The sequence below is a fragment of the Streptomyces physcomitrii genome, from assembly GCF_012273655.1.
GTDB lineage: Bacteria > Actinomycetota > Actinomycetes > Streptomycetales > Streptomycetaceae > Streptomyces > Streptomyces physcomitrii.
Window position 1 is genome coordinate 221070 of the sequence record NZ_JAAWWP010000007.1, and the last position, 24422, is coordinate 245491.

General features: G+C 73.6%; 26 protein-coding genes and 1 tRNA gene. 6 read left to right on the forward strand and 21 right to left on the reverse strand.

Annotated features, from left to right (window positions below):
* Nucleotides 1–118: 118 nt before the first annotated feature.
* Both HFV08_RS14215 and HFV08_RS14220 read right to left on the reverse strand, forming a co-directional pair.
* Nucleotides 119–2533, reverse strand: coding sequence for an MFS transporter (locus HFV08_RS14215; RefSeq protein ID WP_512700957.1), 2415 nt, complete (start codon nucleotides 2531–2533; stop codon nucleotides 119–121).
* 120 nt (nucleotides 2534–2653) lie between these two features.
* Nucleotides 2654–3214, reverse strand: coding sequence for a MarR family winged helix-turn-helix transcriptional regulator (locus tag HFV08_RS14220; RefSeq protein WP_168539416.1), 561 nt, complete (start codon nucleotides 3212–3214; stop codon nucleotides 2654–2656).
* Between the two features lie 292 nt (nucleotides 3215–3506).
* On the opposite strand from HFV08_RS14220, the gene HFV08_RS14225 reads away from it, so the two are divergent.
* Complete coding sequence (locus HFV08_RS14225) at nucleotides 3507–3719, forward strand: hypothetical protein (protein WP_168539418.1); 213 nt, start codon at nucleotides 3507–3509, stop codon at nucleotides 3717–3719.
* 124 nt (nucleotides 3720–3843) lie between these two features.
* Here the strand turns inward: HFV08_RS14225 and HFV08_RS14230 are convergent, their stop codons facing one another.
* The 8 genes from HFV08_RS14230 to HFV08_RS14265 all read right to left on the reverse strand — a co-directional run bounded on the left by HFV08_RS14230 (nucleotide 3844) and on the right by HFV08_RS14265 (nucleotide 8985).
* On the reverse strand, nucleotides 3844–4686 hold the full coding sequence (locus HFV08_RS14230; RefSeq protein ID WP_040251589.1) for an RNA polymerase sigma factor SigF: 843 nt from the start codon (nucleotides 4684–4686) through the stop codon (nucleotides 3844–3846).
* A gap of 247 nt (nucleotides 4687–4933) precedes the next feature.
* Nucleotides 4934–5878: an RNA polymerase sigma factor SigF gene (locus HFV08_RS14235; RefSeq protein ID WP_376770626.1), complete on the reverse strand. Its 945-nt coding sequence runs from the start codon at nucleotides 5876–5878 to the stop codon at nucleotides 4934–4936.
* A 394-nt stretch (nucleotides 5879–6272) separates the two neighbouring features.
* Entirely contained in the window at nucleotides 6273–6566 is a 294-nt protein-coding gene (locus tag HFV08_RS14240; RefSeq protein WP_168539422.1) for a Dabb family protein, read from the reverse strand.
* 98 nt (nucleotides 6567–6664) lie between these two features.
* The gene (locus HFV08_RS31595) at nucleotides 6665–6847 is read right to left on the reverse strand and encodes a hypothetical protein (RefSeq protein WP_168539424.1); all 183 of its coding nucleotides are present in this window, start codon (nucleotides 6845–6847) and stop codon (nucleotides 6665–6667) included.
* A gap of 304 nt (nucleotides 6848–7151) precedes the next feature.
* Nucleotides 7152–7236 (reverse strand) — tRNA-Ser (locus tag HFV08_RS14250).
* Nucleotides 7237–7314: 78 nt separating this feature from the next.
* Nucleotides 7315–7848, reverse strand: a complete 534-nt coding sequence (gene tadA / locus HFV08_RS14255; protein WP_168539426.1) for a tRNA adenosine(34) deaminase TadA — start codon at nucleotides 7846–7848, stop codon at nucleotides 7315–7317.
* Between the two features lie 128 nt (nucleotides 7849–7976).
* Nucleotides 7977–8531 carry a tRNA adenosine deaminase-associated protein gene (locus HFV08_RS14260; protein ID WP_168539428.1) on the reverse strand — a complete coding sequence of 185 codons (555 nt, stop codon included), beginning with the start codon at nucleotides 8529–8531 and terminating at the stop codon, nucleotides 7977–7979.
* A gap of 217 nt (nucleotides 8532–8748) precedes the next feature.
* The gene (locus HFV08_RS14265; protein ID WP_063778659.1) at nucleotides 8749–8985 is read right to left on the reverse strand and encodes a hypothetical protein; all 237 of its coding nucleotides are present in this window, start codon (nucleotides 8983–8985) and stop codon (nucleotides 8749–8751) included.
* 97 nt (nucleotides 8986–9082) lie between these two features.
* On the opposite strand from HFV08_RS14265, the gene upp reads away from it, so the two are divergent.
* Entirely contained in the window at nucleotides 9083–9718 is a 636-nt protein-coding gene (gene upp / locus HFV08_RS14270; RefSeq protein WP_040251603.1) for a uracil phosphoribosyltransferase, read from the forward strand.
* A 422-nt stretch (nucleotides 9719–10140) separates the two neighbouring features.
* On the opposite strand, the gene HFV08_RS14275 is transcribed toward upp, so the two are convergent.
* From HFV08_RS14275 to HFV08_RS32530, 10 genes are all read right to left on the reverse strand, one after another.
* Nucleotides 10141–10806 (reverse strand): LytR C-terminal domain-containing protein, encoded by a 666-nt coding sequence (locus tag HFV08_RS14275; RefSeq protein ID WP_246341727.1) that lies wholly within the window; start codon nucleotides 10804–10806, stop codon nucleotides 10141–10143.
* Nucleotides 10807–11104: 298 nt separating this feature from the next.
* Entirely contained in the window at nucleotides 11105–11401 is a 297-nt protein-coding gene (locus HFV08_RS14280; RefSeq protein ID WP_040251609.1) for a type II toxin-antitoxin system VapB family antitoxin, read from the reverse strand.
* A gap of 361 nt (nucleotides 11402–11762) precedes the next feature.
* Nucleotides 11763–12371 carry an HhH-GPD-type base excision DNA repair protein gene (locus tag HFV08_RS14285; RefSeq protein ID WP_168539430.1) on the reverse strand — a complete coding sequence of 203 codons (609 nt, stop codon included), beginning with the start codon at nucleotides 12369–12371 and terminating at the stop codon, nucleotides 11763–11765.
* Nucleotides 12372–12494: 123 nt separating this feature from the next.
* Nucleotides 12495–13343 (reverse strand): isocitrate lyase/PEP mutase family protein, encoded by an 849-nt coding sequence (locus HFV08_RS14290; protein ID WP_168539607.1) that lies wholly within the window; start codon nucleotides 13341–13343, stop codon nucleotides 12495–12497.
* Between the two features lie 158 nt (nucleotides 13344–13501).
* Entirely contained in the window at nucleotides 13502–13897 is a 396-nt protein-coding gene (locus HFV08_RS14295) for a TOBE domain-containing protein (RefSeq protein ID WP_168539432.1), read from the reverse strand.
* A 155-nt stretch (nucleotides 13898–14052) separates the two neighbouring features.
* On the reverse strand, nucleotides 14053–15198 hold the full coding sequence (locus tag HFV08_RS14300) for an LLM class flavin-dependent oxidoreductase (protein WP_168539434.1): 1146 nt from the start codon (nucleotides 15196–15198) through the stop codon (nucleotides 14053–14055).
* A gap of 85 nt (nucleotides 15199–15283) precedes the next feature.
* Nucleotides 15284–16552: an SfnB family sulfur acquisition oxidoreductase gene (locus tag HFV08_RS14305; protein ID WP_168539436.1), complete on the reverse strand. Its 1269-nt coding sequence runs from the start codon at nucleotides 16550–16552 to the stop codon at nucleotides 15284–15286.
* Between the two features lie 15 nt (nucleotides 16553–16567).
* Nucleotides 16568–17128 (reverse strand): NADPH-dependent FMN reductase, encoded by a 561-nt coding sequence (gene ssuE, locus HFV08_RS14310; RefSeq protein ID WP_168539438.1) that lies wholly within the window; start codon nucleotides 17126–17128, stop codon nucleotides 16568–16570.
* A 167-nt stretch (nucleotides 17129–17295) separates the two neighbouring features.
* Complete coding sequence (gene sfnG, locus HFV08_RS14315) at nucleotides 17296–18438, reverse strand: dimethylsulfone monooxygenase SfnG (protein WP_168539440.1); 1143 nt, start codon at nucleotides 18436–18438, stop codon at nucleotides 17296–17298.
* 332 nt (nucleotides 18439–18770) lie between these two features.
* Complete coding sequence (locus tag HFV08_RS32530; protein WP_376770628.1) at nucleotides 18771–18902, reverse strand: putative leader peptide; 132 nt, start codon at nucleotides 18900–18902, stop codon at nucleotides 18771–18773.
* A 90-nt stretch (nucleotides 18903–18992) separates the two neighbouring features.
* Here HFV08_RS32530 and HFV08_RS14320 point away from each other — a divergent pair, with 90 nt between their 5' ends.
* From HFV08_RS14320 to HFV08_RS14330, 3 genes are all read left to right on the forward strand, one after another.
* Nucleotides 18993–19937: a LysR family transcriptional regulator gene (locus HFV08_RS14320; RefSeq protein WP_168539442.1), complete on the forward strand. Its 945-nt coding sequence runs from the start codon at nucleotides 18993–18995 to the stop codon at nucleotides 19935–19937.
* An 88-nt stretch (nucleotides 19938–20025) separates the two neighbouring features.
* Nucleotides 20026–20484, forward strand: a complete 459-nt coding sequence (locus HFV08_RS14325) for a MarR family winged helix-turn-helix transcriptional regulator (RefSeq protein ID WP_312885610.1) — start codon at nucleotides 20026–20028, stop codon at nucleotides 20482–20484.
* A 62-nt stretch (nucleotides 20485–20546) separates the two neighbouring features.
* On the forward strand, nucleotides 20547–20840 hold the full coding sequence (locus HFV08_RS14330; RefSeq protein ID WP_168539444.1) for a DUF1330 domain-containing protein: 294 nt from the start codon (nucleotides 20547–20549) through the stop codon (nucleotides 20838–20840).
* 287 nt (nucleotides 20841–21127) lie between these two features.
* On the opposite strand, the gene HFV08_RS14335 is transcribed toward HFV08_RS14330, so the two are convergent.
* Complete coding sequence (locus tag HFV08_RS14335; RefSeq protein WP_312885612.1) at nucleotides 21128–22696, reverse strand: alpha/beta fold hydrolase; 1569 nt, start codon at nucleotides 22694–22696, stop codon at nucleotides 21128–21130.
* A 387-nt stretch (nucleotides 22697–23083) separates the two neighbouring features.
* Between HFV08_RS14335 and HFV08_RS14340 the strand changes: the two genes are divergently transcribed.
* Nucleotides 23084–24379, forward strand: a complete 1296-nt coding sequence (locus tag HFV08_RS14340; RefSeq protein ID WP_168539609.1) for an ATP-grasp domain-containing protein — start codon at nucleotides 23084–23086, stop codon at nucleotides 24377–24379.
* The last annotated feature ends 43 nt before the right edge of the window (nucleotides 24380–24422 follow it).

Genomic DNA, 24422 nt, shown 5'->3' on the forward strand with positions numbered 1-24422 from the left:
GGCAGCGGCCGTCCCCTGCCGCCGCCCGCCTGCCGGGGGCCTTCGCCCGCGGGCCGGGGGGTGCCTCCGCTCAAGGACACCCTGCACGGCCCGCGGGGATCTGGGGAACGCCCTTCGACTACTCGGCCGGGTGGGCGAGTTCGATGTCGTGGCCGACGGCGTCGCTGCCGGTCACGGTGAGGGCGGTCGCGGCGGGCGGGTAGCCGGTGGCGATCACCGTGTACTCGCCCGCGTCCAGGTCGGTGAAGGCGTACGCGCCGTCCGCGCCGGTGGTCGCGAGGGCGACCACGTTGCCGGCCGCGTCGACCAGGGTGATCCTGGCGTCCGTGAGCGGCCGCCCGCCGGCGTGCACGGTGCCCTGCACCTCGGCGCCCGGGCTCAGTTCGACCTCGATCCGGGTCACCCCGGTGGTGCCGACCTCGACGGGCCGGGCGTGCGGACGGTGTCCGGCCGCGTTCACCGCGAGGGTGACCGGGCCCGGCACCAGGTCCCCGAAGAGGAACCCGCCCAGCTCACTGGTGGTCGCCGTGGCGAGCACATCGCCGCGCACATCGGTGACCACCACCATCGCCGCCTTCACCGGCGTCCCGGTCCCCGCGTCCCGCACCAGACCGGCGAGCCCGCTGGTCCCGCTGAGCAGCAGGTCGTACGTGACCGGCTCCCCGGCGACCACGACGGTGGCCGCCTGCGGCTGATACCGCCCGGCCGCGGCGATCAGCACATAGGTGCCCGGGCCCGGCGCCGTCAGCTTGTAGCTGCCGTCCGGGCCGGTGAAGGCGCGGCCCGCCTGGCGTCCGGCCAGCGAGGTCAGGGTGACCGCGCCGCCCGCCACCGGGGCGTGCTCGGCGCCGCGGACATGACCGGTGATCAGGACGCCGTCCGGCTGCCCGGCGGCCTCCCCGGTGACCAGGAGCGGCGTGGTGGCCTCCTCGGAGACCGCGTCGGTCTCGGCGGGGAGCCGGGCGCCGCCGAGCGGGTCGGCCGCGGGGGCGTTGGCCGGTTCCGAGGCGGCGGCGGCCTGCTGGAGACCGGCGGCGGTGCGCAGCGGGACCTCCTTGATGAACACCACGGCGATCAGGGCGAGCAGGCCCATCGGCGCCGCGTAGAGGAAGACGTCCGCGATGCCGTGCCCGTAGGCGCTCTCCATGATCTGGCGCAGCGGCGCGGGCATCGCGTCCAGGTCGGGGATGGCGCCGTGGCCGCGGTCGGCCTGGGCGGCGAGCTTGGCGCCCTCGGGGCCGAGGTCGGTCAGCCCGTCCTTGACGTAGTCGGGGATGCGGTGGGCCATCAGCGCGCCGAGCGCGGAGACGCCCATCGCGCCGCCGAGGGAGCGGAAGAAGGTGACCACCGAGGAGGCGGCGCCGAGGTCGGAGGGCGCGACCTGGTTCTGCGTACAGAGCACCAGGTTCTGCATCATCATGCCGACGCCGAGGCCGAGCAGGCCCATGTAGAGCGAGAGCCGCCAGTACTCGGTGTCGTAGCGCATGGTGCCGAGCAGGCCGAGGCCCGCGGTCACCAGGACACCGCCCGCGAGCAGCCAGGCCTTCCAGCGGCCGGTCTTGGTGATGACCTGTCCGGCGACGGTGGAGGAGAGGAAGAGCCCGCCGATCATCGGGATGGTCATGACGCCGGACATGGTCGGCGACTTGCCGCGCGCCAGCTGGAAGTACTGGCTGAAGTAGACGGTGCCCGCGAACATCGCCACGCCCACGAAGAGCGAGGACAGCGAGGCCAGCGTGATGGTGGGGTTGCGGAACAGGCGCAGCGGGATGATCGGCTCGCGGGCCTTGGACTCGACGAGCAGGAAGAGCAGCGCGAGCAGCACCGCGCCGCCGACCATCGCGTACGTCTGCACCGAGAGCCAGTCGTACTTGTCCCCGGCGAAGGTGACCCAGACCAGGAGCAGGCAGACCGCGGCGGTGATGAAGAAGGCGCCGCCCCAGTCGACCTTGACGTCGCGCTTGACGACCGGCAGGTGCAGGGTGCGCTGGAGCACGATCAGCGCGATCACCGCGAAGGGCACGCCGACGTAGAAGCACCAGCGCCAGCCCAGCCAGGAGGTGTCGGTGATGACGCCGCCGAGCAGCGGGCCGCCGACGGTGGCGACCGCGAAGGTCGCGCCGAGGTAGCCGCTGTAGCGCCCGCGTTCGCGCGGGGAGATCATCGCGGCCATCACGATCTGGGCGAGCGCGGAGAGGCCGCCGACGCCGATGCCCTGCACGACCCGGCAGGCGATCAGCATCTCCGGGTTCTGCGAGAGCCCCGCGACGACCGAACCGGCGACGTACACGACCAGGGATATCTGGACGAGCGCCTTCTTGGAGAACAGGTCGGAGAGCTTGCCCCACAGCGGGGTGCTCGCCGTCATCGAGAGCAGGGCCGCGGTGACGACCCAGGTGTAGGCGCTCTGCCCGCCGCCGAGATCGCCGATGATCTCCGGCAGGGCGTTGGAGACGATGGTGGAGGACAGGATGGCGACGAACATGCCGAGCAGCAGCCCGGACAGCGCCTCCATGATCTGGCGGTGCGTCATCGGAGCGTCGTCCTGCGGGTGGTGCTGACGCGCCCCGCCATGCTTGGCATGGCTGCCCCGCACACCGGCCGGTGTGGTCGTGGCCATGGACTTCCTTTGCTTACGGGGGTGTACGGGTGGTTACGCGGGTGAGCCGGCGGCCCGGTCCCCGGCCGGCGACGGCGGGTCGAGCGTAGGCGGCTCGGGGTCGGAGTGCCGCGGGCGCCCGGCCTCGCGCGGCCCGGGGGTGAGCGGGCGGGCGCGGGCGGGAGTGCGGCAGTCGCCGAAGCTGGCCCGCAGTTTGGTCATCAGCCGGATCAGCTCGCCGACCTCGGCGTCCGACCAGTCGCCCAGCTGCTCGGCGAGGCGCTCGGCGGTCCGCTCGGACAGCTCGTCCAGCTTGCCCGCGCCGGCCGCGGTCAGGCGCAGTAGCCGCGAGCGCTTGTCGGCGGGGTCGGGCAGCCGCTCGATCCAGCCCCGGTCCGCGACATGGGCGACATGGCGGCTGGTCACCGACATGTCGACGGCGAGCAGCTCGGCGAGGCGGCTCATCCGCATCTCGCCGCCGCGGGCCAGTGCGAGCAGCACCGCCGCCGCGGCGGGCGGGCAGTCCGCGGGCAGCGCCCGGGCGAGGTCGCGCTTGACCGCGTTGACCGTGTTGAGCTGGCGGGCCAGCTCCTCGTACTGCTCCTGCGCCGCCATGCCGCCTCTCCGGCTCCGGGGGATTTCGTTGCTTGCGGCAACCATAGAATCGGTTGGTTGCCACAGGCAAACGAAAGGGGCCCGAGACGGCTAAAGAAGGGGCAAAGCTATCGGCGGGTCCGGATAAAAGCCCTGGTGAGGCGGGATTCCGGGGATCACCGCCGGTACCGGGGCAGGCGGGAGCCGCCCGGCCGCCCGCGGCGGCCCGGCGGCACGGAAACCCGTGCGCGAGAGCCCCGAACCGCCCGTCCGGGCTTGGGCGGAGCACCCGACTTCGCTAGGGTCCTGGCCCATGGCACACAACCCCCAAGCCCCTCAGGGCCCCGAGGGTCACGACCCGTCGGGCAGCACCCAGATGTTCCGCGCCTTCGTCGACGAGGGCGGCAGTCCGCAGGCCCGCCCGCAGGCGGCGGCCTCCTCCTCCGGCTCGCGCCTCGGCGTGATCGTCGGCGTGGTGGTCGTCCTCGCCGTGGTCGCGGCGGTGGCCTGGCTCGCCCTGGGCTGAGCCCGGTCACGGGTCGGGCGCGTACCGGCAAGGGGGCGCGCCCGGGCCCACGGCTCGGTTCGGTTCGGCTCGCTTCGGCCGGCTCTGGCGACGATCGCGGCCGCTGGTGCGGCGGTGGCCGCGGTCAGTCCGAGATCAGGCCCTCGCGCAGCTGGGCGAGGGTGCGGGTGAGCAGCCGGGAGACGTGCATCTGCGAGATGCCGACCTCCTCGCCGATCTGCGACTGCGTCATATTGGCGAAGAAGCGCAGCATGATGATCTGCCGTTCGCGCGGCGGGAGTTTGGCGAGCAGCGGCTTCAGCGACTCGCGGTACTCCACACCCTCGAGCGCGCTGTCCTCGTACCCCAGGCGGTCGGCGAGCGAGCCCTCGCCGCCGTCGTCCTCGGGGGCCGGGGAGTCCAGCGAGGAGGCGGTGTAGGCGTTGCCCACCGCGAGACCGTCGACCACGTCCTCCTCGGACACGCCCAGTACGGCGGCGAGTTCGGCGACGGTGGGCGAGCGGTCGAGCTTCTGCGAGAGCTCGTCGCTGGCCTTGGTGAGCGCGAGCCGCAGCTCCTGGAGGCGGCGCGGGACGCGCACCGACCAGGAGGTGTCCCGGAAGAAGCGCTTGATCTCGCCGACCACGGTCGGCATCGCGAACGTCGGGAACTCCACGCCGCGTTCGCAGTCGAAACGGTCGATCGCCTTGATGAGGCCGATGGTGCCGACCTGGACGATGTCCTCCATCGGTTCGTTGCGGCTGCGGAAGCGCGCCGCGGCGTACCGGACCAGGGGGAGGTTGAGTTCGATCAGGGTGTCGCGCACATAGGCGCGTTCCGGGCTGTCCTGGTCGAGCGCGGAGAGCCGCAGGAACAGGGAGCGGGACAGGGTCCGGGTGTCGATGCCTTCCGAGCTGTGGAGCACGTCGGGTGCGGACTCGCTCTTGCTGAGTGTCAGCACCTTCGAGCTGCCCTGTTCTGCGGACATGCCACCCCCTTGAGGTCGCGTAACGGTCGCGGTGGGCGCTCCCGTCGGAAGGAACGCAGCCTCCACCTGAATACCGGCTGCGGAGGCCCCCCAAACGCACTTCCCGCAGAATGTCACAAGTCGGCAACACGCTGTAGTGACTTGTCGACATCTGCTCCCGGCATCCGCCCAGGAAGCGCGGGGTGCGCGCCAACTGCCGTGGCGCAGCTCACATGTGACGCCCCGGCAGCCGCTCCACCCCTGAGGGCTACGCCTCGATCCTGTTTGCGGAGCGAAGCCGTGCGAAGCTCCGGGCGAGGAGCCTTGACACATGCATCTGCGAGACGCCCAGCTCCGCGCTGATCTGCGACTGCGTCAGGTTGTTGTAGTACCGCAGGAGCAGGATCCGCTGCTCCCGCTCGGGCAGCTGGACGAGCAGATGCCTTACCAGATCGCGGTGTTCGACGCCGTCCAGTGCCGGGTCCTCGTAGCCGAGCCGGTCCACCAGGCCGGGCAGTCCGTCGCCCTCCTGCGCCGCCTCCAGCGAGGTCGCGTGGTAGGAGCGGCCCGCCTCGATGCAGGCCAGCACCTCCTCCTCGGTGATGCGCAGCCGCTCCGCGATCTCCGCGGTGGTCGGCGAGCGCCCGAAGGCGGTGGTGAGGTCCTCGGTCGCCCCGGTCACCTGCACCCACAGCTCGTGCAGCCGCCGGGGTACGTGCACGGTACGGACGTTGTCCCGGAAGTAACGTTTGATCTCGCCGATCACCGTGGGCATCGCGAAGGTCGGGAACTGCACCCCGCGCTCCGGGTCGAAGCGGTCGATGGCGTTGATGAGCCCGATGGTGCCGACCTGGACGACGTCCTCCATCGGCTCGTTGCGGCTGCGGAAGCGTGCCGCCGCGTACCGGACGAGCGGCAGGTTCGCCTCGATCAGCGCGGCCCGCACCCGGGTGTGCCGGGTGCTCCCCGGCTGCAGCGTGCCGAGTTCCGCGAAGAGGAGCTGGGTCAGCGCGCGGGTGTCCGCACCGCGCCGCTTCGCGGGCTCCTCACCGGGGTCCTGCCGCTCCGTCTCCGGCTCCGCTTGCGCTACCTGCTCCGCGCGTTCGTCCCGCTTCTCGCGGTCGCCCCGGTCATCCCGGTCATCCCGATCATCCCGGTCGTCCCGGCCGCTCCGGTCGCCCCCGCCGTCCCGTACTTCTCGCTCGTCCCGCACCTCCGTGTCCCGCTCGTCCGATTCCCGCTGGGGTGGAGCCTGAGGCGCAGTCCTGGCCGGCACGGTCGACGCCACCCCTCTTCGGAACATCGGAACAATCGGGACCTCGGAAGATGTATGTATGGGTAACTCTTCCGTCAAAAGCGGTCATAGCATCACAAGACATGCGCACCCTAAGCAAGCACCGCTTGACTCCGTGTTGACCGGCGGCTCGGGGGCGGATCGCCGGGGCCGGGCGGGCGGCTCATCGGGCGGCGCAACGGGGGCTCGGCGGGGCCCGGCGGGGGCCCGGCGGGCGGATCGACCGCTGCCGGGCGCGTGCGTCGGCAGGCGGCGCACGGGGGCGCCGCCCGCGGAACTCCCCTCTCAGGGCACCGGCCCCGGAACTCCGGCCTCAGAACTCGTAGTCGGCGATCACCCAGGTGGCGAACTCGCGCCAGAGCGCGGCGGCGGCCTGGTGCGCCGGGTGTTCGAGATAGCGGCGCAGCGCCTCGGCGTCCTCGACGGCCGAGTTGATGGCGAAGTCGTAGGCGATCGGCCGCTCGGTGATGTTCCAGGCGCACTCCCAGAACCGCAGCTCCTCGATCTCCCCGCCCAGCGCCCGGAAGGCCTCCGCCCCGGCCCGCACGCGCGGCTCCTCGCGCCGCACACCGTCGTTGAGCCTGAACAGGACGAGGTGGCGGATCACGTGCGCTCCCTGGGTGCCGGTGCGGTGGTGCGGCGGTGCGGCGATATGGCGTTACGGGGTACGGGCGGTCCGGGTGGGAGGGACCGCGGCTGCGCGGCCTAGTTGTCCTTGCCGCCGTTGGCCGCCCAGGTCATGAACTCACCGATGGACTTGGCGGCGCTGGATATCCCCTCGAAGCCCATCTGCACATAGTCGGCGGCCTTGGCCGGGTCGGTGATGATCACGTAGAGGACGAAGACCGCGGCGACGTAGACGGCGATCTTCTTCGACTGCACACCCACGCTGTGGCTCCCCTTGCCCGATGTCCCTCGTACTCCCCGCCTGACGGCGGCGAGTGTATCCCGCCCGGCTTCCGCGACCAGGGGGCAGAGTCCCCGCGCATCCGGCATTCCCTGATCAATGGGGCCGCGCGGAAGCGGGAGTTGGGCCGCCGTCCGCCCTTCCGTGGCCCGATCTCGCGGGTGGCGGGGGCGGGCGGCCGGGGCTCGGGCGGGGGAGGGGGCCGGGTGCTCGGTGGCCCGCCACGCGCCGGCAGAGGGAAGCACGAGGGGCCCGGTCCACCGGACCGGGCCCCTCGTCTTTCGGCGGTAGCGGAGGGATTTGAACCCTCGGTGACTTGCGCCACACTCGCTTTCGAGGCGAGCTCCTTCGGCCGCTCGGACACGCTACCGAGAGAGATCCTAGCCCACAGTCGGCGTGCGCCGAAATCCGTATCCGGGGGTCCGCACCGGCCCGGAAGCGGCGGCCCTCAGCGGGTGCGGAAGAACTCCGTGAGGAGGCGGGCGCACTCCTCGGCGAGGACGCCGGGGACCACCTCGGGGCGGTGGTTGAGGCGCCGGTCGCGGACCACGTCCCAGAGGGAGCCCACCGCCCCGGCCTTCTCGTCGCGGGCGCCGTAGACCACGCGGCCGAGGCGGGAGAGGACGATCGCCCCCGCGCACATCGTGCAGGGCTCCAGGGTGACCACCAGGGTGCAGTCCGCCAGGCGCCACTCGCCGCGGCGGTCGGCGGCCCGGCGGATGGCGAGGACCTCGGCGTGCGCGGTGGGGTCGCCGGTCGCCTCCCGCTCGTTGTGCGCCGTGGCGAGCGGGCTCCCGTCGGGCGCGAGCAGCACCGCGCCCACGGGGACGTCGCCGCCCGGCACCGCGAGCCGGGCCTGCTCCAGGGCGAGCCCCATCGCCGTACGCCAGGGATCGCGCAGCGGGTCCGCATCCGGCCCGGGATCCGGCACCCGGTACGGCCGCGGGTCCGGATCCGGGGTGCCGTCCTGCGCAGTGCTCATGCAGCGGAACCTATCGCCGGGGGCCGGCAGGTGGACGGGAGGGGGGAGGGGCGGGCGGCGGGATAGCGGCGGCTGCCCGAAGCCTCGAACCGAGCCCCGACCCCGGCCTCGACGCCGACCCCGACCCCCTAACGCACAGTCTCCAGAACCTCCGCCGCGCCCAGGGTCTCCGCGATCTCGCCGAGGGCGTCGTTGCTCGCGAGGGCGAGCAGGTCGGCCTCCGCGACGCCGAGGTCGGCGAGGACGGTGCGGTCGCCGAGGGGGCCCGCGGGGAGCGGGTCGAGGGCGTCGATGCCGTCGTCGTCCCCGGCCCCGGTGTCCTGGTCCGCCCCGGGTTCGCCGTCCTCGGTGCCGTCGAGGTCGAGCGAGTCCAGGTCGGCGCCGTCGTCGTCGGCTCCCGGTTCCCGGCCGAGGAGTTCGTCGGTGAGCAGGATCTCCCCGTACGAACTCCGCGCGGCGGCGGAGGCGTCGGAGACGTAGATACGCGGATCGTCCTCGCCCTCGACCCGGACGACGCCGAACCAGGCGTCCTCCTGTTCCACGAGGACGAGCACCGTGTCGTCGTCGACCGAGGCCTCGCGGGCGAGGTCGGTCAGGTCCGACAGGGTCTCCACATCGTCGAGCTCTGTGTCGCTCGCTTCCCACCCGTCTTCGGTGCGCGCGAGCAGTGCGGCGAAATACACCGTGACTCTCCCACTGTCTAGGGCCTGTTGGGGTTTCCCCGGCGGAGGCTGCGGACGGGAACGCAGGCGCGACCCGCTGTCGGAATCGTGGCAGATACAGCGCCGTCAGGAGAGGTCTTCCGCCCGCTGTGTTTCGCGCGCCTCGTCACAGTGGTGGCGTCCGGAGTCCGCGCCCGCCCCGGCTCCGCCCGGCGTCGGGGGCCCGTTCACCACCCGTTCACCAGCGGAAGGTCCGCATGCGCATCTGCTGGCGCATCCGCGCGGCCCGGGCGCGCCGCGGCTGGACCCGGTCGCGCAGTTCCCGTGCCTCGTTCAGGTCGCGCAGGAACTGGGCCCGGCGCTTGCGGCGCTCGGCCTCGGTCAGCTCCGGGCCACCCAGGGGGCCGTCCGCCCCCGGCAGCGGTTCCGCGCTCCCGGCGCCCGCTTCGGCGCTGCTCTGTTCCTGCTCCGGCATCGGCTACACCACCCCGGTCGATCCCTCTCACTTTCCCCCGGGTGGCCCGTTTGATGCCAGCGCGGGGCCGCCGGTGCCCTTGGCTACGCTGGTCGGTATGCGTCTCCACGTCGTCGACCATCCGCTGGTCGCCCACAAGCTCACCACCCTGCGCGACCGCCGCACCGACTCCGCCACCTTCCGGCGCCTCGCCGACGAGCTGGTCACCCTGCTCGCCTACGAGGCCACCCGGGACGTGCGCACGGAGCAGGTCGACCTCGAGACGCCCGTCTCGCGGACCACCGGCGTCAAGCTGGCCCGTCCCCGGCCGCTGGTCGTGCCGATCCTGCGCGCCGGTCTCGGCATGCTCGACGGCATGGTGCGGCTGCTGCCCACCGCCGAGGTCGGCTTCCTCGGCATGATCCGCAACGAGGAGACCCTCCAGGCCTCCACCTACGCCACCCGGATGCCGGAGGACCTCTCCGGCCGGCAGGTCTACGTCCTCGACCCGATGCTCGCCACCGGCGGCACCCTGGTCGCCGCGATACGCGAGCTGATCCGCCGCGGCGCCGACGACGTCACCGCGGTGGTCCTCCTCGCGGCCCCCGAGGGCGTCGAGGTCATGGAACGGGAGCTGGCCGGGACCCCGGTCACCGTCGTCACCGCCTCCGTCGACGAGCGCCTCAACGAGAACGGCTACATCGTCCCGGGCCTCGGCGACGCCGGGGACCGGATGTACGGGGCGGCCGAGTAGCGCCCGGAGCCGCTCGGACCGCGCATATCGGCCGGTAAGCGAAAACCGGCCACGAACACGGCCACGAATATGGCCGCATCAAGGGACCAAGGTCAGGAACGTGGCCGAAAAGAAGGGGTCGCCCGCACGCCGGGGCGGCCCCTTCGGCGTACGCCACCTGGCATCCGGCACCCGGGCGGGGCGCCCCGGAACCGGCATCCGGACGGGTGCCCCGGCCGAGCGCACGGCGTCCACGCAGTCGCGTACGGGATACCGAACCGTGTACGGGATCCCGGACCGCATACGGGACGCCGGACGGCGTAGGGGATGCCGGACCGCGTAGGGGATGCAGGTTCGCGTACCGGATGCGGGCTCGTGTACGGCATGCCGCCTCTGGCATACGGGACCGTCGCGCGCGAGGACGCGGAAAGCGGCCGGGCCCCTCAGCGGCAGTTGCTGCCCGAGGGCTTCGGTGCGGGGGAGGGGTGGCTCAGCCGGTCCAGGGCGCGGGTGGCGGTGGCCTTCGGGGCGAGCTTCTTGAAGGCGGTGCCGAGGATCAGGTCGACCTTGGCGTCCTTGCGGGCGTCGGCGCGCTTCTCGGCGCCCCCGAGCTGGGTGGCGAGCACCGGCAGCGAGGTGTCCAGGGCGGTCGTACGGCCGAGGAGGAGGCCGGTGCCGCGGACCTTCTTGTCGTACTCCTTGGTGGCGTTGCCGACCTCGCCGATCTTGAAGCCGCGCTTCTTCAGCTCGTCGGCGGTGTCCTTGGCGAGACCGCTGCGGGGCGTGGCGTTGAAGACGTTGACGGTGATCTTGCCGGGCGCGGGCGGCTTCGCGCCGGAGCCTCCGGAGCCGGTCTTGCCGCCCCCTGCCGAGGCACTGGCCGAGGCGCTCGGCGAGCAGGCGGGCGAGGTGGCCGCGGCGGTGTCGCCGCCACCGGAGAAGACGTCGATGAGCTGCAGGGTTCCCCAGCCGACCATGCCGAGGGCGGCGGCGGAGGCGATCGCGGCGAGCGTCCACCGGCCACGGCGGCGGGGCCTGCGCATGCGCGGATACTTCGATCCGGTGATGCGGTAGCGGCGACCCATGCCGGGGGGAGTGAGCATGCTCATGGGCGCAGCGTAGTGCGACGAGCGGACAATGCCTACCAGATGATCAACGCCTTGTTGCCGGTCCAACCCGAAAGGGCCAATTCCCTGTCGGTGGGTCGACGGAGGTTTCCCGGCGGGCCTGGGGGGAACCCCCGCGGCCGTCCACGGAATGGCGGGTTCCGGGCGCCTCGCTCCAGTCCCGGCGGCGGTCCCGGTGGGTGATCCGGGCGCGACTGGGCTGTTCGGGCCCCGGCCGGGAGCTTCGGGCGCGAAGGCCCTGCGGTGCGGGCCGGGGGTCAGGTGCGGTGCGGGCCGGGGGTCAGTCCAGTTCGAGGACGCGGGCGTGCAGCACCTGGCGCTGCTGGAGCGCGGCGCGGACGGCGCGGTGCAGTCCGTCCTCCAGGTAGAGGTCGCCCTGCCACTTGACGACGTGCGCGAACAGGTCGCCGTAGAAGGTCGAGTCCTCGGCGAGCAGGGTTTCCAGGTCGAGCTGGCCCTTGGTCGTCACGAGCTGATCGAGGCGAACCGGGCGCGGCGCGACGTCCGCCCACTGCCGGGTGCTTTCCCGGCCGTGGTCGGGGTACGGCCGGGAGTTTCCGATGCGCTTGAAGATCACACGGAAAGCCTACCGGTCCGGGCTCTTCGGGCGCAGCCATGGCGACGCTGCGTAATCCCGTCGTGCGGGCCGGACAGAGCGGATTCCCGGCGTCAAAAGGCGGCAAAGGGGCGGCCCGAAGTGTCCGGAGAAAGCGCTCGCCCTCACCGGGCCCGGCAACCAGGGGGCCCGTATTCGCCCGAAAGGGGCAGCGGAGCGCCCGGACGCCGGTCCGCTCCCGTACGCGTGAATTTTCCGTGCGCGGGCGGCGCGACTACGTTGCGTTCCGGCTGTCCGGCTGTCCGGCTGTCCGGCTGTCCGGCTGTCCGGCTGTCCGGCTGTCCGGCCGTCCGGGTCCCGGCGCCCGGCCATCCGGCCTCGCCTACTCGGCGGGCCCGGCCGTCTTCGCTGCCTTCGCCGCCTTGGCCGCCGCCTTCATCTCCTGCTTGTGGGCGCGGACCTTCGCCAGCGACTCGGGCCCGGTGATGTCGGCGGCGGAGCGGTGCGCCCCCTCCTCGCCGTACGGGCCCGCGGCCTCCCGCCAGCCCTCGGGCCGTACCCCGAGCTGCTTGCCGAGCAGGGCGAGGAAGATCTGCGCCTTCTGCTTGCCGTAGCCGGGCAGCTCCTCCAGGCGCCGGCGCAGCTCCCGGCCGGAGGCGGCGTCCTCCCAGACCGCGCTCGCCGAGCCGCCGTAGTGCGCGACGAGGTACTGGCACAGCTGCTGCACCCGCCCCGCCATCGAGCCCGGGTAGCGGTGCACCGCGGGCTTCTCGGCGAGCAGGGCGGCGAAGGCCTCCGGGTCGTACGAGGCGATCTCGTCCGCGTCGAGGTCCTCGGCGCCCATCCGCCGCGCGATGGTGTACGGCCCCGCGAAGGCCTTCTCCATGGTGACCTGCTGGTCCAGCAGCATGCCGACCATCGCCGCGAGCGGGCTGCGGCCGAGCAGCGCGTCGGCCTCGGGCTGCTGGGAGAGGTGAAGGGTGGCGTCCATGCCCCGATGATCCCGCCTCGGGGCGCGCCCCGCAGCCTCCCGGCCCCGCCCACGGGGCGCCCGACGCGGCCTCCCGGCCCCGCCGCGCGCCCCCGCACCCCGCCGCGCGCCCGCCCAACCGGTCTACCGGTCGAAGAGCGCGTTGAACTCCCCGTACGTCACCGGCTCGGACAGCGTCGAGTAGGTGCCCTCGGCGTGCAGTTCGGCCGCCGCCCGGCGGGCCACCGCGTACGCGGCGGAGGCGACCGAGGAGCCGAGGCTGACCCGCGCCGCGCCCGCCTTGCCCAGTTCGGCGACCGAGGGCGCGCCCGGCCCGACCAGGATGTTCAGCGGCACCGCGATGCCCTCCGCGAGCTGGGCCACGGTGTCCAGGTCGGTGACCCCGGGGACGAAGACGCCGTCGGCGCCCGCCGCGACATAGGCCGCAGCGCGCTCCAGCGTCGCGGTGAGGCGGCCCTCGGGCGCGCCGATGCCGCGCAGATAGGTGTCGGTACGGGCATTGAGGAACAGCGGTACGCCCGCGGTGTCGGCGGCGGCCCGGGCGGCGGCGATCCGCGCCGCCTGCTCGGCGACCGGGAGCAGGGCCGCGCCCTCGTACCGGGCGTCCTCCAGGTTGACGCCGACGGCCCCTGCGGCGAGCACGCCCTCCACGGTGCGGGCGACCCCGGCCGGGTCCTCCGCGTACCCGCCCTCGATGTCCGCGGTCACCGGCACCCGCACCGCCCGTACCACCCGCGCCACCAGGGCGAGGGCCTCCTCGGGTGTCAGCCGGTCGCCGTCGCCGAAGCCGAGGGCCCAGGCGGCGCCCGCGCTGCTGGTGGCGATCGCGGGGGCGCCGGCCTCCTCGGTCAGCCGGGCGCTGGCCGCGTCCCAGGCGTTGGCGAGGGCGAGGGGGGCGCCGCCTCGGCGCACATGGAGGGAGCGGAAGGCCTGGGCTCGGTCGCGCAGCGCATCGCGCAAGGTGGTGTCCATGCCCTGATCCAACTCGGTGGCGACCCCCGGCGTCCGGCGGATTTCCGACATCGCGGTCCGGACCCCTCCGCCGCCTCCGTACGGGCCCCTCCGCCGCCTCCGCGCGGGCCCTCCTCCGCCCCCTCCGTACGGGGCGGAGCCGGTGGCACGGTGCGGGCTCAGACCAGGTCGATGTGGACGTTGGTCGACTTCACCCGGGCGGTGGCCTGCATGCCGACCTCCAGGCCGAGTTCCTCGACGGCCTCCCGGGTGAGCAGCGAGACGAGCCGGTGCGGGCCCGCCTGGATCTCGACCTGGGCGGCGACGTCGCCGAGCTTCACCGCGGTGACGATCCCGGGGAAGGCGTTGCGCGCGGAGGTGTACGGCTCCTCTTCCTCGCCGGTACCGCCCTGGGCCAGTTCGACGGAGAAGGCGGCCAGCGCCCCGCCGTCGACGAGGCGCCGCCCGTTCTCGTCGCGGTGCGTGCTGAGGCGGCCGCCGTCGGCCCAGCGGCGCGCGGTGTCGGGACTCACGCCGAGGAGGCGTGCCGCCTGGCCGATGGAGTAGGAAGGCATGTGCGGGAATCTAGCGGATCGGCGACCGGCGTCCGCGGGCCGTGGTGTGAGGGCTCCGGGCATCCGCGGGCCGTTTGGCGCGGAGCCCGGGCAGCCGTGGGCGGGGGACGGGGGCGGAAACCGCGCGCCGCCCCCGTCCCCCGCCCCGCCTCCGCCTACGAGGCGAACGGCACCTGCACCCGCGCCCTGCTCGCCCCCTCCGCCACCGGCGACCGCCACAGCCCCTTGGCGGCGAGCAGCGGCAGTACGCCCTCCCCGAACCAGTAGGCCTCCTCCACGTGCGGGTGCCCGGAGAGGACGAACTCCTCGATGCCGAGCGCCGCGTACTCCTCGATGCGTGCGGCGACCTCGCGGTGGCTGCCGACCAGGGCGGTGCCCGCGCCGCCCCGGACCAGGCCGATGCCCGCCCACAGGTTCGGCGAGACCTCCAGGCGCTCGGGGCTGCCGCCGTGCAGGGCCAGCATCCGGCGCTGCCCCTCCGACTCGGAGCGCCCGAGGCCCTCCTGCACGGCGGCGATCGCCTCCGGGGTGAAGCCGTCGAGCAGGCGCCGCGCCTCCGCCCAGGCGGCCTCGGAGCTGTCCCGGCTGATCACGTGCAGCCGGATCCCGAAGCGGGGTGTCCGGCCTTCCCGCGCGGCGAGTTCCCGTATCCACTCGATCTTCTGCCGTACCTGCGCGGGCGGTTCGCCCCAGGTGAGGTACACATCGCTGTGCCGGGCGGCGACTTCACCGGCGGCCGGTGAGGAGCCGCCGAAGTACACCTCGGGCACCGGGTCGGGCAGCCGCTCCAGGCGGGCGTTCTCCACGGCGAGGTGCCTGCCGTGCCGGGTCACCTCGGTGCCGCGCCACAACTCCCGCACGATGTCGAGGAATTCACCGGTACGGGCATAGCGCTCGGCCTTGCCGAGGAAGTCGCCGTAGGCGCGCTGCTCGTGGCTCTCGCCGCCGGTGACGACATTGAGCAGGAGCCGCCCGCCGCTGTGCCGCTGGTAGGTCGCCGCCATCTGGGCCGCGTAGGTCGGCGAGACGAAGCCGGGGCGGAAGGCGACCAGGAATTTGAGGCGCTCGGTCTGCTGGCTGAGCATCGCGGTGGTCAGCCAGGCGTCCTCGCACCAGGCACCGGTGGGGGTCAACGCGCCCTCGAAGCCCAGCTGTTCGGCGGCGCGGGCGATCTGCGCGAGATAGCCGAGGGTGGCCGGGCGCTGGCCGCCCGCGGATCCGGCGGGCAGCCCGTGGCCACCGCCGACGACATGGCGGCTGTCGCCGTAGGTGGGCAGGAACCAGTGGAAGGTCAGGCTCACGGTGTCTCCAGGTGGTGCGGGGGTGCGGCCCGCGGATCCGGGCCGCACGGCGAGTGGGGTGGGGCCCCGAGGGCCGGGGCGGCGGCTACAGGAGCCCGTGGCGTGGTGGGCGGATGCCGGACAGGGCGTGGCGGCCGAGGTGCTGGAGCTTCCAGCGGGCCGGGTCGTGCAGGGTGTGGGTGCGGGCGTCGCGCCAGTGCCGGTCCAGGCCGAGCGAGGCGAGGGCCGCGCGGGTGCCCGCGACCTCGAAGAGCGCGCTCGCCACCTCGACGGCCGCCTTGCCGGACTGGACCTTCGCCGCGGCCACCGCGAGCGAGGCGGCGGCCGCGCTCTCCTCGTCGAGCGCGGCGCGCGCGGTGTCGACCTCCTCGGCGGCCTGCACGAGCAGCGCCTTCGCCGACCGTACGAGCAGGTCGAGTTCGCCGAAGCGCTGGACGAGCAGCGGGTCCTCGGCCGCCGTCCCGCCCCAGCCGCGGTCCACGCTCTCGAACCAGGGCCGGGACTTCGTGGTGACGAACTCCGCCGCGGTGGCGAGCGCGTCCCCGGCGATACCGGTGTCGATCGCCGCGTGCAGCAACTGGGCCAGAGCGCGGTGGAGTTGGGGCCCGCGGAAGGTGAGGTGGTGCGGCAGTACGCGGTCGGCGGGGACCGGCACCGCGTCCAGGTGGACGGTGCCGCTCGCGGTGGTGCGCTGGCCGAGCCCGTCCCAGTCGTCCTCGACCCGCAGGCCGGGAGCGGTGCGCGGCACACAGGCGACGTACAGCTCCTCGTCCCGTACGTCCCGGGCGAGGACCGGGATCCAGTCGGCGAACAGCGCGCCGGTGGAGTAGTTCTTCACCCCGGTGAGCAGCAAGTGGCCGCCGTCCGGGGCGGGTTCGAGGCGGGTGCGGAGGTCCTGGACGTGCCGGGTGCCCGCCTCGGACTGGGCGTTGCCGAGTCTGCGTCCGGCCAGGATCTCGCGGAAGAAGAACTCCTGCTGGGCCGGGGTGCCTTGGCGCCGCAGCACGGCCACGTACACGAAGTGGCTCTGCGGGATCTGCGCGAGGCTCGCGTCGGCGCCCGCGAGCAGCCGGAAGACCTCCGCGAGGGTGCGCGCGCCCACCTCGGCGCCGCCGTACGCCGCGGGCACCGTGACCGCGAGCAGCCCGGAGGCCGAGAGCCGGTCCAACTCCGCCCTGGGCAGGCGCCGTTCGCGGTCCCGCTCGGCGGCACCTGCGCGGAAGGCGTCCGCCAGCTCGCGCGCGGTCCGCAGCACCTCGGCGTCGGTCTTGAGGACGGTCGCGTGAGGCTCGACGTCCGTCGGGGGCACGGCAGTTGTCGGCTCGTACGGCGAACCGGCCGATGACTGGGGCATGGTGGTCGCTCCCGGTCAGGCGGTGGCGGCGAGACGGGCGGGGGCCGCGCGGTGCACCGCCGCCGAGAACTGGTCCAGCAGCGGGAGCAGCGCCTGCTCCGCCGCCGGGGCCAGTACGGTGCGGCCGTCCGGGCGGGCCTCGATGTCGCGGTCGATCACGAACCAGCCCGGCACGATGTGCAGCGCGCCCATCGAGGAGAGCACCGGGCGCAGCGCGTAGTCCACCGCGAGGACATGCGCCGGGGAGCCGCCGGTGGCCAGCGGCAGCACCGTCTTGCCGGTGAGCGCGTACTGCGGCAGCAGGTCGAGCAGGCACTTCAGGAGTCCGGAGTACGCCGCCTTGTAGACCGGGGTGCCGACCACGATCCCGTCGGCCGCCTCGATCAGCTCCCGCACCCGGACCAGCGCCGGGTGCGCGAAGTCGGCGCCGAGCAGCGCCTCGGCGGGCAGCTCCCGTACGTCGAGCGGGACGACCCGGTGGCCCTGGGAGGCGAGCCGCGCGTCGAGGAGGCGGAGCAGCCGGGCCGTACGGGAGGTGGCGGAGGGGCTGCCGGAGAGGGACAGGACGGTGGGCATGGGGTCTCCCCTGGTGAGTGGTGGGCGGGGCGGCACGGGCGGCCGGGCGGGTGCGTAAGGGTGCGGGAGGCGGCGTACGCGTTCGGGTGCGGGGGCGTACGGGGTTCGGATGCGGGCGGGGGCGTCCGGGGCGGGCCGGTGGGGTGGTGGACCGGTCGGGCGGCGGGTCAGGCCGGGGCGCCGGCGGTGCGGTCCGCCTTCTCCCGCTCGGCCGCCTCCAACTCCCTGACCAGGGGCAGCACCCGCTTGCCGAAGTACTCGACCTCCTCCAGGTAGTGCAGGAAGCCGAGGAGGAAGAGGTCCACGCCGAGCCGCCGGTAGGCGACGATGCGCTCGGCGATCTGCTCGGGGGTGCCGATGAGTCCGGTACGGAAGCCGTCGTTGTACTGGACCAGGTCCTCGAAGGAGGAGTCCTGCCACATCCCCTTGCCGTCCCCGGCCGACTGCCCGGCCTGGCGCACCGCGTCCCGGAAGCCGTGCACCGCCTCGGTGTCCGCCTTGGCGACGATCTCGCGCAGCGTCTCGCGTGCCTCGGCCTCGGTGTCGCGGGCGATGAGGAAGCCGTTCAGCCCGAACTTCGGTGCCGGGCGGCCGGCTCGGTCGGCGGCCCGGGCCACGTCCTGGAGCTGCTCGGTGACCCCGGCGAAGTCCTTGCCGTTGCTGAAGTACCAGTCCGAGACCCGTCCGGCCATCGCGCGGGCGGCGGTGGAGTTGCCGCCCTGGAAGATCTCCGGATGGGGGCGCAGCTCGTCCCGTACCGGCTTCGGCTTCAGCGAGAAGTCGCGGATACGGTAGAAGTCGCCCGCGAGTTCGGCGTGGTCCTCGGTCCACAGGGAGCGCAGGGCGCGGATGAACTCCTCGGCCCTGCGGTACCGCTCGTCGTGCTCCAGCCAGGGCTCGCCCAGGGCCGTGAACTCCCCCTTGAACCAGCCGCTGACCACGTTCACCGCGAACCGCCCACCCGACAACTGGTCGGCGGTGGCCCCGAGTTTGGCAAGGACCCCCGGGTGCCACAGCCCCGGGTGGACGGCCGCGATCACCTTCAGCCGCTCGGTCGCGAGCAGCAGCGCCAGGCTGAAACTCGTCGACTCGTGCTGGAACTCGGCGCCGTAGCTGGCCATGTAGCGGACCTGGCTGAGCGCGTACTCGAAACCGTTGTTCTCGGCGAGTACGGCCAGCTCGCGGTTGTAGTCGTAGCCCCAGTCGGTGCGCTGCTCGATCCTGCTGGTCACCAGGCCCCCGCTGACATTGGGCACCCAATAGGCGAACCGCGCGGGGGAGTTGGGGGAGTCGGGAGGGCTGGGGGACATGAGGTGCTCCTGGGGAGGAAGGGAAAGGCGATCACGGGACGGGGACAGCCGTCAGCCGGTCTCCTGCTCGGCGGCGGAGACCGGCGCGCGGCGGCGGGACACCGCGTACCGGGTGCGGAGGCGGGGACGGGCACGGAGGCGCGGGCGCCCCGGGGTGTCGGGCGGCGCGGCAGCACGGAGTGCGGGAGGCGGACTCGCGGGTGGCCCGGCGCGGTGGCCGGTGCGGCACTCGGGGTGGTCACGGCCGCGAGGCCGCACACTCAGGGGCGCAACCGGCACGGCTCGGGCACGGGTGGCGGGGGCCTCAGGCCGGCCCGCCCGGCGGCCGGGCCTCAGGCGGCGCGGTCGCGACAGACGGCGCTGGAGACACGGGCGAGGTCGACATGGAGCCGCCGCGTGAGGTCCGATCGCTTCGTCATGCGCACGATTGAACCAAGCCGCAGGGGGTTTGGTCGAATAGGCATTCGCGACACCCTGCTAGGGTTTCCCTTTCACTAGGGCCCCTGGGGGTGCCGGACAGCGGGCCGGAGGACAGTACGGAGGCAGGCCCCCCGATGCGTATCGAGCAGCTCGAATACATCACCGCGGTCACCCGGCTCGGCTCGCTGCGCAGGGCCGCCGACGCCCTCCACCTCTCGCAGCCGGCGCTCAGCGAGACGGTCCGCAACCTCGAACGCGAACTGGGCGTGGACCTGCTCGACCGCCGCCGCTCCGGGGCCACCCTGAGCGCGGAGGGCAGCGAACTCCTCCCGCACATCACCACCGTCCTGGAAGCCGTGGACGAACTGCGCCGGGCCGCCCGCAACCAGCACCTGACCAGCCGGATGGTGCGCCTCGGGACGGTGAACTCGGCGACCGTTCCGCTGCTCGTGCCGACCCTCCAGGACTTCCGCCGGGCGCATCCGGACACCCAGGTCGAGGTGGTCGGCTCCCAGCAGGCGGACATCCACCGGGCGCTGCTCGAAGGCGGCCTCGACCTCGGCCTGGTCAACTACCTCAGCGGTGACGACATCACCCCGGGCCTGGACACCACCGAACTGCTGCGCGGCCGCCCGGTGGTGTGCCTGCGCCCGGACAGCCCGCTGGCCGCCCTGCCCGCCGTCGGCGTGGCGGACCTGCTCGGCCAGCCGCTCATCGTGATGCGCGCGGGCTATGTGATGCACCGCTATGTGCACCGGCTCCTCGCGGGCCGGGCGCCGACCTTCTCGTACTCCACCGACGGCGCCGAGATGGGCAAGCTGATGGTCGCCGAGGGCCTCGGTGCCACCGTGCTGCCGGACTTCAGCGTGCTCGGCGACCCGCTCGAACGGCTGGGCGCGCTCACCTGCCGCCCGCTCGCCGACGACACCACGACCGAGGTCGTCCTGGTCCTCCAGCGCCGCCAGTCGACCACGGGCACCGCCCCGCACGCGGCCCGCAGCCTGCACGCCATGTTCCGCGACCGGGCCCGCCGCCACCGCCGGGAGGAACAGGACCGGCGGCAGCCCCCGCCGAGTTGAGGGCCGCGCGCCGGGCGCGGCCCTGGAGCCGCCGCCGGCTCCACCCGCCTTGCATAGGCTGTGAATATAAAAAGGCTATGCTTCGCGGGTGAGCCGTCAAGACACCGCCCCCGGGGCCTCCGCCGCCGTCGGAGCAGCCCTCTACGGCCTGGCCACCAGGGCCGCGAGGCGCCTGCCCCGGGACCTCAGCCTGACCTCCGCCGCGACCCTGGCCACCCTGGACCGGACGGGCCCGCGCCGCATCACCGATCTGGCCGCGGTCGAGGGCGTCACCCAGCCCGCGATGACCGCCCTGGTCCGGGTGATGGAGCAGTCCGGCCTGGTCGAGCGCCGGGGCGACGCGTCCGACAAGCGGGTCACCCTGGTGTACCTGACCGAGGACGGCGCCTCCTATGTCCGGACGCGGCGCCAAGCGGGCGTCCACGCCTTCGAGCGGCTGCTCGGCGAACTCACCGGCGACGAGGTCGAGGCGCTGGTGGCGGCACTCCCCGCGCTGGAGCGGCTGGCGGAACTCGAAAGCCAGGACCGCGAAGGGCCGCGGCCGTGAGCGAGCGGTCGGTGATGCGCTCATCCCCGTACTGATGCACGCACTTTCGTACTGGAGGTTCCATGCCCAAGGGCTACTGGGTCAGCGTCTACCGCACCATCTCGGACCCGGAGAAGCTGGCCGCCTACGACAAGCCGGCCGCTGCGGCCGTCGCCGCCGGAGGCGGTCGGGTCCTCATCCGCGGCGGCCGGGCCGTGGCCTATGACGCCGGGCTCGCCGAACGCACCGTCCTGGTCGAGTTCGACAGCTTCGAGCAGGCCGTCGCGGTGCGCGAGAGCGCGGCCTACCAGGAGGCGCTGGCCGCCCTCTCCGACGGCGTCGAACGCGACTTCCGCATCGTCGAAGGCACCGACTGACCGAGCGCCGGCCGACTGCGGCGAGCCGGTCCCCGAAGCCGGGCGGTCCTGGAGCGACTGGCTCCATGAACTGGCTTACTCGTACGGGGACTTGCGACCGGAGCCGCGAACTCTGCTTCCTCCGAGAGGACTTGCGACCGGCTTGGCGAACTCGGCTTGTCCTGAGTGGACTTGCATTCGGGCTCGGGAACTCGCCCTTTCCTACGGGAACTTGCGACAGGATCCGCGAACTGGGCGTCCGTTACGAGGACTTGCCCGGGCCTCACGCCCGCCGCCCCCCCCCGGCATCACTCCCTACCCGGTGCCGCCCCCGGCTCCGGCAGCCCTGTCCCCCGGCAGTCCACATCCCCCGCCGGGACCGTTCCGTCCACGAGGAAGGCGGCCGTGGTGCCGTCCACGCAGCTGTTGCCGCGGCTGGCGAAGACGCCGTGCGAGTAGTCCTCGTGGAGGGTCACCAGGCGGGAGCCGGGCAGCCGCTTCCGCAGCGCGCGGGCGCCCTCGATCGGGGTGACCGGATCGTGCGCGGCGGCCACGAGCAGCACCGGTGGCGCCTGGCGGCTGCCGAGCGGCGTGCCCCGGGCGGGCCGGTGGTGCCAGTAGGCGCAGACCGAGGCCTCCATCCCGGTCAGTACCGGCAGCGGGTCGCGCTCGCGCAGGGCGCGCAGATCGGCGAGGAGGCGCCCGGTGCCGGGGGCGGGCCCGTCGGCGCACTTCACGGCGCGGTTGGCCGCCTCGTACGTACGTGACTCCGGGCTGTCGAAGGGCTCTTCGGGGCGCAGACCGGCCGTGCTGCCCGCGCGGAGGTAGGCGCGCAGTCCGTCGGCGAGCGGGGTCCAGCGTTCGGTGCGGCCGAGGGCGCGGTAGACGGCGCGGTCGAACTCGGCTGCTCCGAAGGCGTTTTCGGGCCGGGCGGCGAGCGCGGCGCGGACCTTCGCGTAGGAGCGGCGTACGGCGGCGGCATCGGTGCCGAGGCCGAAGCGCTCCGCGTGCCGGGCGGCCCAGTCGAAGAAGTCCGCGCGCTGGCGCAGGAGTTCGCGGCTCTGGCGGAGGTCGAATCCGTACCAGGACCAGGGGCCGACGACGCTGTCGAGCACCATCTGCCCCACCCGGTGCGGGAAGTGAGCGGCGTAGGCGGCGCCGAGGTAGCTGCCGTAGGAGACGCCGAGGAAGCCGATGCGCCGCTCGCCGAGGGCGGCCCGCAGGGCGTCCATGTCGCGCGCGGTCTCGGCGGTGGACAGGTGCGGCAGCCGGGCGCCGAGGCCGGTGGCGCAGTCCGCGGCGGTGGCGCGCAGGCCGCGCAGATAGCCGCGTTCGGCGGCGGGGCCCACCGGGACGGGATCGGCGCCCGGGCTCGCGAAGAGGCCGCCCATGGCTCCGCAGTCGGCGGGTGCGCTGCGGCCGGTGCCGCGCGGGTCGAAGCCGATGACGTCGTACGCGCGCCGGACGCTCTCGGGGAGTTTGGCCCGCTTCGTCACGGCATAGGGCAGTCCGGAGCCGCCGGGCCCGCCCGGGTTGACCAAGAGCACGCCGCGCCGCTCGGCGGGGATGCCGGTGGCGCGCACCCGGGAGACCGCCATCTCCAGCGAGGGTCCGGCGGGCCGGGTGTGGTCCAGGGGGACCCGGAGGCCGGCGCACTCCACGCGGTCCGGGCCCTCGGGGTCGGGGACGGAGTCCGGGCAGGGGCCGAAGTGCACGGCGGGAGTGGGGAGTTGGGGCTCGGCCCCGGCGGTCGCGCGGACGGTCGGGGGAGTGGTCGGGGGTATGGCCGCCGCCGGGCCCGCGGGCAGCAGGGCGCCCGTGGTGGCGGCGAGCGCGCAGAGCAGCGCGGTGCGGCGGAGGGCGGGTGAGGCAGGCACGGGGTCTCGCATTCGCGGGGGTGGGGCGTTCGGTTCGGGCGGAGGGTTTGTCGGCTCTCGTCGGTATTCGGTCCGGTGTCGGGGGTGGAGTGCGGGGTGAAGTGACAATGAAAATGATTATCGTTAGTGTGTGTCTCGGTCAAGACGGCTTCCGGCTGTCCGTGGGGCTGTCGGCTGTCCGTGGGGCTGTCGGCCGACGGCCGAACCGCCCTGCGGGCCCGGCGCCCCGGCCGCACCGGACCGACCGCCCCCTCGCTGAGCCGCGACGGGCGGCGCCCTGGCGTACCGGCGGCGAGAAGCAGCGACAGCAAGCACTACGAGCACCACCACAAGCACTACGAGCACCACAAGCACGGCAAACGACGGGACGAGAGAGGGAGGCGCAGCGTGGCTCATCTGCTGATGGTCGAGAGCTGGGTGGGGTCGATGAGCAGGCTCCTGCCCCGGGCGATCCGCGAGGGCGGGCACGAGTTCACGTTCCTCACCCGGGACCTGCACCACTACCTGCGCGCCGCGCCGGAGGGCACCGCCCACCCGCTGCTCGGCGCCCGCAACATCCTCACCGCCGACACCAACGACCTCGGCGAGGCGCCCGCCACCGGCCCCGGAATCCCGGACGGCGGCCTCCTCCCGTACGTGGAGCGGCTGCACCGGAGCCTGGGCTTCGACGGGGTGCTGACCTCCTGCGACTACTACCTGCCCGCGGTCGCCCGGATCGCGGAGCACCTCGGCCTGCCAGGGCCCTCCTACGCGGCGGTCTCGGCGGCCTGCCGCAAGGACCGTACGCGGGAGGTGCTGGCCGCGGCCGGTCTGCCGGGGCCGGGGTACGCGCGCTGCGCCGACCTGGCCGAGGCGACCGCCGCCGCGGCGGAGCTGGGCTATCCGCTGGTGCTGAAGCCGGTGGACCTGTGTGCCGGGATGTTCGTACGCCGGGTGGACGACGAGCGCCAACTCACCGAAGCCCACCGGGCCTTGGCGGGCTTCCCGGTCAACGCGCGCGGCCAGCGGCGCGAACCGGTCGTCCTGCTGGAGGAGTTGCTCGACGGACCCGAGGTCAGCGTGGAGACCGTCTCGTACGGTGGCCGTACCCGGGTGGTCGGGGTGACCGACAAGAGCATCGGCGGGGCGCCCGCCTTCATCGAGACCGGGCACATGTTCCCGGCCGCGCTGGACGCCGAACAGGCCGCCGGGGCACGGGAGACGGCCCTGCGCGCGGTGGCGGCGCTGGGGCTCGACGAGGTGGTGGCGCACACCGAGATCAAGCTCACCCGGCGCGGTCCCCGGGTGGTCGAGGTCAATCCGCGCCCGGCCGGGAACCGGATCACCGAGCTCGTCCGCCATGTCACCGGCATCGATCTCGCCGCCGCCTGTGTGGAGGTCGCCCTCGGCCGGGAGCCCGAACTCACGCCCCGGGACACGGGCTTGCGCAGCGCGGCCGTGGGCTTCCTGGTCCCGGAGCGTGCAGGGGTCCTCGAAGCCATCGACGGCCGGGACCGGCTGGACGCCGAGCAGGCCGAGCTGATCGAGGTCCAACTCGCCGAGCCGGGACGGGCGGTGAAGGCGGCGGGCAGCAACAACGAGTACCTCGGGCATCTGATGGCCGGGGACCCGGAGGGGCCGGGCGCCCGCGCCCGTGTCGAGGACCTGCTCGCCCAGCTCTGTCCCCGGATGGTGTCCCTGTGACCGCCCGCCACCTCACCAACGCACCAACCAACGCACCAACCAA

Excerpts from the sequence above, each read along its gene's own strand:
- HFV08_RS14220 (WP_168539416.1), bottom strand. The coding sequence starts at position 3,214 with ATGGCGGCGCAGGAGCAGTACGAGGAGCTGGCCCGCCAGCTCAACACG.
- sfnG (WP_168539440.1), bottom strand. The coding sequence starts at position 18,438 with ATGTCCCCCAGCCCTCCCGACTCCCCCAACTCCCCCGCGCGGTTCGCC.
- upp (WP_040251603.1), top strand. The coding sequence starts at position 9,083 with ATGCGTCTCCACGTCGTCGACCATCCGCTGGTCGCCCACAAGCTCACC.
- ssuE (WP_168539438.1), bottom strand. The coding sequence starts at position 17,128 with ATGCCCACCGTCCTGTCCCTCTCCGGCAGCCCCTCCGCCACCTCCCGT.
- HFV08_RS14265 (WP_063778659.1), bottom strand. The coding sequence starts at position 8,985 with ATGCCGGAGCAGGAACAGAGCAGCGCCGAAGCGGGCGCCGGGAGCGCG.
- HFV08_RS14275 (WP_246341727.1), bottom strand. The coding sequence starts at position 10,806 with ATGAGCATGCTCACTCCCCCCGGCATGGGTCGCCGCTACCGCATCACC.
- HFV08_RS14290 (WP_168539607.1), bottom strand. The coding sequence starts at position 13,343 with ATGGACACCACCTTGCGCGATGCGCTGCGCGACCGAGCCCAGGCCTTC.
- HFV08_RS14215 (WP_512700957.1), bottom strand. The coding sequence starts at position 2,533 with ATGACGCACCGCCAGATCATGGAGGCGCTGTCCGGGCTGCTGCTCGGC.
- HFV08_RS14305 (WP_168539436.1), bottom strand. The coding sequence starts at position 16,552 with ATGCCCCAGTCATCGGCCGGTTCGCCGTACGAGCCGACAACTGCCGTG.
- HFV08_RS14230 (WP_040251589.1), bottom strand. The coding sequence starts at position 4,686 with ATGTCCGCAGAACAGGGCAGCTCGAAGGTGCTGACACTCAGCAAGAGC.
- HFV08_RS14225 (WP_168539418.1), top strand. The coding sequence starts at position 3,507 with ATGGCACACAACCCCCAAGCCCCTCAGGGCCCCGAGGGTCACGACCCG.
- tadA (WP_168539426.1), bottom strand. The coding sequence starts at position 7,848 with ATGAGCACTGCGCAGGACGGCACCCCGGATCCGGACCCGCGGCCGTAC.
- HFV08_RS14330 (WP_168539444.1), top strand. The coding sequence starts at position 20,547 with ATGCCCAAGGGCTACTGGGTCAGCGTCTACCGCACCATCTCGGACCCG.
- HFV08_RS14295 (WP_168539432.1), bottom strand. The coding sequence starts at position 13,897 with ATGCCTTCCTACTCCATCGGCCAGGCGGCACGCCTCCTCGGCGTGAGT.
- HFV08_RS14320 (WP_168539442.1), top strand. The coding sequence starts at position 18,993 with ATGCGTATCGAGCAGCTCGAATACATCACCGCGGTCACCCGGCTCGGC.
- HFV08_RS32530 (WP_376770628.1), bottom strand. The coding sequence starts at position 18,902 with ATGCCTATTCGACCAAACCCCCTGCGGCTTGGTTCAATCGTGCGCATG.
- HFV08_RS14285 (WP_168539430.1), bottom strand. The coding sequence starts at position 12,371 with ATGGACGCCACCCTTCACCTCTCCCAGCAGCCCGAGGCCGACGCGCTG.